The sequence below is a fragment of the Streptomyces sp. NRRL S-495 genome (assembly GCF_000966955.1).
Lineage (GTDB): Bacteria > Actinomycetota > Actinomycetes > Streptomycetales > Streptomycetaceae > Kitasatospora > Kitasatospora purpeofusca.
In genome coordinates this window covers 1-6919 of the sequence record NZ_JZWY01000478.1, presented here as the reverse complement: position 1 = coordinate 6919, position 6919 = coordinate 1, and the positions used below count along the sequence as shown (strand labels likewise).

The 6919-nt window shown below is 75.7% G+C and carries 5 protein-coding genes and 1 pseudogene; 4 read left to right on the top strand and 2 right to left on the bottom strand.

Annotated elements, in window-relative coordinates; translation table 11 throughout:
* The first annotated feature begins 149 nt into the window (after positions 1-149).
* From VR45_RS24050 to VR45_RS24040, 3 genes are all read left to right on the top strand, one after another.
* Complete coding sequence (locus VR45_RS24050) at positions 150-734, top strand: hypothetical protein (RefSeq protein ID WP_045941908.1); 585 nt, start codon at positions 150-152, stop codon at positions 732-734.
* A 100-nt stretch (positions 735-834) separates the two neighbouring features.
* Positions 835-2571, top strand: a complete 1737-nt coding sequence (locus VR45_RS24045; RefSeq protein WP_045941907.1) for an asparagine synthase-related protein — start codon at positions 835-837, stop codon at positions 2569-2571.
* 91 nt (positions 2572-2662) lie between these two features.
* Positions 2663-4027, top strand: coding sequence for an aldehyde dehydrogenase family protein (locus VR45_RS24040; protein WP_045941906.1), 1365 nt, complete (start codon positions 2663-2665; stop codon positions 4025-4027).
* A gap of 62 nt (positions 4028-4089) precedes the next feature.
* Here the strand turns inward: VR45_RS24040 and VR45_RS50140 are convergent, their stop codons facing one another.
* Positions 4090-5721 (bottom strand): PQQ-binding-like beta-propeller repeat protein, encoded by a 1632-nt coding sequence (locus VR45_RS50140; protein ID WP_052709328.1) that lies wholly within the window; start codon positions 5719-5721, stop codon positions 4090-4092.
* Between the two features lie 55 nt (positions 5722-5776).
* Between VR45_RS50140 and VR45_RS24030 the strand changes: the two genes are divergently transcribed.
* Complete coding sequence (locus VR45_RS24030; protein ID WP_045941905.1) at positions 5777-6433, top strand: NAD(P)-binding domain-containing protein; 657 nt, start codon at positions 5777-5779, stop codon at positions 6431-6433.
* A 64-nt stretch (positions 6434-6497) separates the two neighbouring features.
* Here VR45_RS24030 and VR45_RS24025 read toward each other — a convergent pair.
* Positions 6498-6919 (bottom strand): annotated as a pseudogene (locus VR45_RS24025) (hypothetical protein); the annotation flags it as partial.

Sequence of the window (6919 nt, the reverse complement as noted above, 5' to 3'; positions counted from 1 at the left end):
CTGCACCGGCGGGTCAGCGCCGTGCGCGGCAGCGGCTTCCTCAGCTGGCCGGCCGGCTGAACCCACGCTGCCCCGCTCCGCTCCCTGACCCGCTCCCCGACCCGTAGACAACTGCCCGACCTGCCCGAGTCTGTGAGGACCCCGCACCCATGAGCAACGCACGCCATCTCGGCTACCGCGACGAACTGCTGGCGGACGGCCAAGTCCACCGCCGGTACGAGGACGGCCGCAGCGAGTGGCGCCGGCGCGGCACCGACCGGCAGATCCACTGGCACGACAGCCTCGGCCGCTCCGGCACCGACGAGCCGCTCGGCCGCGACCTGGTGAAGCGGCGGTTCGCGGACGGCACCGCCGAGTACGGCCGCGACATCGGCTACGGCCGCACCGTGTGGGGCGGCGGTCTGGTCACCCTCAACCGCAGCTCCTTCGGCGGACGGCTCGGGGTGGTGGTCGGCGCCCTCGGGGTGGCCGGCGTCGCCGCGATCACCGCCGCCCAGCTGCCGCCCTTGGCCCTGTCCGAGGTCGAGGAGGAGGAACTGCGCCAGCAGGCCCGCCAGCAGACCTCCGGCGGCGGCGGTGACGGCGGCGGCAGCAGCAGCGGAAGCGGCGACATATCGGCGGACGACGACGGGTCCGGGGACCACCACGGGGACCCCGGATCCCCCGGCGCCACCGAGGACTTCGGCGACTGGGGCGACTCCGACGACGGCTGGGACGGCGACGACTTCGGCTGAGCCGCGCCACCCCGGCCGCCCCCGGCTGCCACCCGGCCACCCCGCCAGCCGCCCGCGGACCACCCGCGGGCCGCCGTCCGACGAAAGGCACCGCTCCACCATGCCCCGCTGCTGCGCCCTCGCCGGCCCCGACGCCGACCGGGCCCGCGCCCACCTCGCCGCACTCACCGGCGGCACCGCGCCGAACGGCGCCCTGGCCGCCCTCCTCCCCGCCGAACCCGGCTTCGCCACCGGCCCGTTCACCGTCGACGGCCGCACCGCCGTCGGCGAGGTGACCCTGCACAACCGGCCCCAGCTGCTCGCCGCCCTCGCCACCGCCGGCTCCCCCGTACCCGCGGACCTGCCGGACGGCGAACTGCTGCTCCGGCTCTGGCTGCGGCTCGGCACGGACGGCCTGCGGCAGGCCGACGGGATGTTCGCGCTCGCCGTCGTCGACGGCGCCGACCTGGTCCTGATCCGCGACCACGTGGGCGCCCGCACCCTGTTCCACGCCCGCGCCGACGGCTGCTGGGCCGCGTCCACCTCGCTCCGCGCCCTGCGCCACTGGCCCGCGCTCGGCACCGGCCTCGACCTGGCCGCCGTCCGCTCCTTCCTCACCTTCGCCTACCTGCCCGGCGAGGAGACCCTGCTGCGCGGCGTGCACGAGGCACTGCCCGGCCGGGTGCTGCGGCTCGCCGCCGACGGCAGCACCCAGCAGGAACCGTTCTGGGAACCGGCCGAGCGCCTGCCCGAGGGCGAGGCCCCGCCCGCCGAGGAGTACGCCCGGGAGCTGCGCGCCCTGCTCGAAGGGGCCACCGCGCGGAGGCTGCCGGCCGGCGGTCCGGTCGGCGTGCTGCTGTCCGGCGGCGTCGACAGCTCACTGGTCACCGCGCTCGCCGCCCGGCTGCACGACCACCCGGTGCACACCTACTCGATCAGCTTCGGCGATCGGCTGCCCAACGAGCTGGGGTACTCCGGACTGGTCGCCGACCACTGCGGCACCCGGCACCGGATCCTCACCGTCTCCGGCGAGGAGGTCGCCGCCCGGCTCGCCGACACCGTCGCCCTGCTCGACAGCCCGGTCGGCGACCCGCTGACCGTGCCCAATCTGATGCTCGCCGAGGCGGTCGCCGCCGACGGGATCACCGTCTCGCTCAACGGCGAGGGCGGCGACCCGGTGTACGGCGGCCCGAAGAACCTGCCGATGCTGGTCCACGAGATGCACCGCGACAACCCCGCCCCCGAGGTGCGGGCCGAGGCCTATCTGCGCTCCTACCGCAAGTGCTACGAGGACCTGCCGCTGCTGCTCACCGGCGAGGCCCTGCGGGCGCTGGCCGACGAACCGCAGCCGCGCCGCTTCGTCGCCCCGTACCTCTCCCCCGGGCCGATGCACTCGCTGCTCAACCAGCTGCTGCACTGCAACCTGCGGACCAAGGGCGCCCACCACATCCTCACCAAGGTCGAGCGGCTCACCGCCTCGCGCGGGGTGCAGGGCCGCTCACCGCTGTTCGACCGGCAGGTCGTCGACCACGCCTTCGCCACCCCGCCGACCCTCAAGCTGCGCGGCACGGTGGAGAAGTGGATCCTCAAGGAGGCCGTCCGCGACCTGCTGCCGGGCGCGGTCGTGGACCGGCCGAAGAGCGGTATGCGGGTCCCGGTCCAGCAGTGGCTGCACGGGCCGCTGCGCGACCTGTCCGCCGAACTGCTGCTCGGGCGCACCGCACGCGAGCGCGGCCTGGTGCGGCCGGACACCGTGCGCACCTGGATGCGCCGGGAGGGCACCCTGCTGCCGCGCCAGGGCGGGAAGCTCTGGCTGGTGCTCACCCTCGAACTCTGGCTGCGCGCCTACGACCTGTGATCCGGGTCGGGCGCGCCGCGCGTCCTTCCCACGCTCTCCTCGCTCTCCACGCTGTCCTCCCTTTCCACTGACCCGGCCCGGAGGCCCCGTCATGGCACCGTCCACCGTTTCCGCCGCCCCCGAACTCCACCTGACCGACCCGCGCACCGGCCACACCCGGGGCACCCTCGTCCCGGCGCGCTCCGAGCAGGTCGCCGAGACCGTGGCCCGGGCCCGGGCCGCCGGGCCGCGCTGGCGCGCGCTCACCCCGCGCGAGCGCGAGCGCCGCCTCGACGCGCTGGCCGACCTGATCGAGCGGCACCTCACCGAGTACACGGTGCTGGAGCAGGCCGGCACCGGGAAGCCCGAGGCCGAGGCCGCCGCCGAGGTCCGCGAGGTCGCCGACCTGTTCCGCTTCTACGCGGGGGCCGCCCGCACCGGCACCGCCCCCGCCGCCGGCCGCTACCTGCCGGGGCACGAGAGCTGGGTGCGCTGGGAGCCGGTCGGCGTGGTCGCGGCCGTCGTCCCGTGGAACTACCCGCTGCTGATGGCCGCCTGGCGCTGCGCCCCGGCCCTCGCCGCCGGGAACGCCGTGGTGCTCAAGCCCGCCGAGACCACCCCCGACTCGGCGGCGCTGCTCGCCGCCCACGCCGCCGAGGCGCTCGGCGAGGACGTGCTGACCACCCTGGCCGGTGACCGCGAGAGCGGCCGGCTGCTGGTCGCCGCCGAGGTGGACCTGATCGCCTTCACCGGCAGCGCCGCCGCCGGCGCCGACATCGCCGCCCGGGCCGGCCACCGCCGGGTCAGCCTGGAACTCGGCGGCAACAGCCCGGTCCTCGTCCTGCCCGACGCGCCCGGCCACACCTGGTCCGCGCTCGCCGCCGCGTGCACCTACAACGCCGGTCAGAGCTGCGCCGCGCCCGCCCGGGTGATCACCCTCACCGAGAACTACGAGCGGACCGTCACCGCCCTCGCCGCCGCCCTCGGCGACCGCGAGGCGGGCCGCGACTTCGGCCCGCTCAACAACCCCGACCAGGCCGCCCGGTACGACAAGCTGCTCGCCGCCTCCGCCGCCGGGCGCTCGCTGCCCGCGCCCGGCCGCGGCGACGGCCTCTGGCGTCCCGCCCGGCTGCTCGCGGACCTCCCGGACGACGACCCGGCGGTGGTGGAGGAGGTGTTCGGCCCGCTGCTGACCGTCCAGCAGGCCCCCACCGTCGAGGCCGCGCTCGCGCTCGCCAACGGGGTGCCGCAGGCCCTCGCCGCCAGTGTCTGGACCGCCGACCTGTCGACCGCCCTCGACCTGACCGCCCGGCTGGACGCGGGCGAGACCTGGATCAACTGCCACCTTGCCCAGAGCGCCGAGCTCCCGCACAGCGGCCGGGGCAGCTCCGGCCAGGGCATCGACCTGTCCACCCTCGCCCTGCACGAGTACCAGCGCCCCAAGACGGTGACCGCCCGCCTCCGCGACGGCGGCTGAGCCCGGGGCCGCCCCGGCGCGCGCGACGGGCCGCCCGCACGCGGGCGGCCCGTCGGAGGGGCTCAGGCGAAGGCGCCGGGGCGGCCGAGGGCGACCAGGCGGTGGTCCTTGGTACCGATGTAGATGCGCCCCTTGTCGGTGGCGGGCACCGAGAACTTGCTCACCGTGCCGATCGGGACGGAGCGGCGCAGCTTGAGCGTGCCGTCGACCGGTACGGGGTCGTACGCCCGCAGTTCGCCGCCCTCGCCGTACTTCCCGGTGCCGGACCAGATCACCCAGACCAGGGCGGAGCCGGTGCGGGTGCCGTCGGAGGTGACGACGGGTGAGCCGGACATCTTGAGGAAGTCCTCGGCGCTGGTGCCGGCGTTGCTCAGCTTCGGGAGGCCGGCGGCGGTCACCCCGTACTTGAGGGCGCGCAGCTTGCCGTAGTTCTCCACGGTGTAGACGTAGCCGCCGTCGCCGCCCCAGACCGCGGGGTGGCCCCACACGCCGCCGTAGGGACCGGTGAGGCCGACGACCTTGTCGGTGCCGTTCGGGCCCTGGCCGGTGCCGCCGAGGTCGTCGCGGTCGAGCAGGAAGATCCGGCCGTCCTTGCCGACCTGGACCATGAGGTGGGGGTGGGCGGCGGTGCCGAAGCCGGACGGGAGGGCGACCGGGCCGCCGGAGCCGAGGTCGGTGTCCTTCTTGTCGAGGGTGGCGTTGTTGGTCGGGCTGAAGAAGTCCGCGGGGGCGAAGCCGCCGTCCGCGTCGACGGCGAAGCGGATCACGGACTCGCCGAGGCCGCCGGGCGGGCGGTTGCCGGGGCCGGGGGCGGGCGAGGCGCCGGCGCCCTGGCCGTTGGCGGTGGTGAGGAAGAACCGGCCGGGGCCGTCGGACACCAGGCCGCTGCCGGACATCCAGACGGAGGCGCGCTGGGTGTCGGAGCCGGCGACGGTGGAGAACAGGGTGAGCCGGCGGGTGCGGGTGTCGAGGCCGGCCACCGTGCCGATGTAGTCGCCGATGCCGCAGAGCGAGCCGAAGCCGAAGTAGAGCCGGCCGTCGAGCAGCAGCAGTCCGGGGCGCTGGAGCGAGCGGTAGGCGTTGAAGGGCTTGCCGGGCGCGTTCACCGGGTCGCCCTGGACGGTGACGGGCCAGCCGCTGCGCTCGGCCCCGGTCCGGGCGTCGAGCGCGTGCACGTAGTGGTGCGGGTGGTGGTCGTCGGGGCCGTCGTCGACCTTGCTGGTGAGGTAGACGGTGCCGGTGGCGGGGTCGTAGACCGGGGTGGAGGTGGTGCCGACGTTGGGGCCGGGGTCGGAGCAGCCGATGGCGGCGGAGGCCCAGGCCGGGCCCATCACGCGGTGCCAGATGATCTTCCCGGTCCTGGCGTCGAGGCCGTAGACGTGGTTGGTCTCGGTGGCGACGACGACGGTGTCACCGATCACCAGGGGCTGGGCGAAGACCTGGCCGTCGAGCTGGGTGGAGAAGCGGACGCCGAAGTCGGACCGGTCGACCTCGGCCGGGCCGAGCAGCGGTTCGTCGCGGTCCCAGGCGGTGCGGTCGTTGCCGAAGGAGATGGTGGTGACGTCGGCGCGGGCGGTGCCGGCGGCGAGCGGGGCGAGCAGGGCGAGGCCGGTGAGGAGTGCGGCGGCGCGCGGCAGACGGCGGGTCGGGCGGGGCCGGGCGGCCGGGTGGGGGCCGGGGGTGGTGCGGTTCATGGCGCCATGGTTCGGCGGGCCGGGCGGGCCCACCAGCGGAAGTGGTCCAGTCGCGGTGCGGTACGGAATCATCGGCACGGGCGGAGTCGCGCGGACCATCGCGGACAAGCTGGTGGCGCTCGGGCACGACGTGACCCTGGGGTCACGCAGCAAGGACAACGAGGCCGCGGCGGCCTGGGCCGAGCAGGCGGGGCCGACCGGCCACCACGGCACCTTCGCGGAGGCGGCGGAGTTCGGCGAGGTCGTCCTGAACGCCACCCCGGGGACGGTCGCCCTGGACGCGCTGCGGGCGGCGGGCCCGGAGCGACTGTCGGGCAAGCTCCTGATCGACCTCTCCAACCCGCTGGTCTTCTCGCCCGAGGGCGAGCTGTCCCTGGACCCGGTGAACACCGACAGTGTCGGTGAGCGGATCCAGCGGGAGTTCCCGCAGGCCCTGGTGGTCAAGACGCTCAACACGGTGACCGCCCCGGTGATGGTGGACCCGTCCCGGCTCGCCGGCGAGCACAACATGTTCGTCGCGGGCGACGACGAGGAGGCCAAGGCGCGCACGGTGGCACTGCTGGGCACCTTCGGCTGGCCGGCCGAGTCGGTGATCGACCTGGGCGACATCACGGGCGCCCGGGCGATGGAGATGATGATGCCGTTCTGGATCCGGCTGATGCGGGCCTTCGGCACGGCGGAGTTCAACTACTCCTTCAAGCACGCGAAGTAGCCGCCCGGACGCGCCCCGCCCCCCTGCCGAGGGGGACGGGGCGCGTTCTCGTGCGGGCGTGCGGCTACCGGCGGCCGGTGGCGGCGTGCACCCGGTCGGCCGGGTCGTCCTCGACCGGTTCCGGGGTGCCGGCCGGGCCGGGCACCCGGACGGTGCCGACCGGCGGCCGGTCCGCTCCCCCGGCCCGGGCACCGCGCCCGCGCCGGCCTGCGGCGCGGGCGGCCTCGGCGAGGGCGAGCTGCCGGTCGGCCTCGGCCTGGATGGCGTCCTTGTCGCCGATCTCGGCGTCCGGCAGCGCGTCCGGGAGGATGTCCTCCAGCAGGCGCAGCGGCCGGTAGGCGAGACCGAGCAGGCCCCAGACCGCGAGCAGCAGGCCGACCACGACGAGCAGCAGTCCGGCGCCGCGGCCCGGTCCGGTGCCGATCACCAGGCCGACGGAGTCGGCGAGCGCGCCGCCGGGGCGCATCAGCGGCTCGAAGAGGGGAT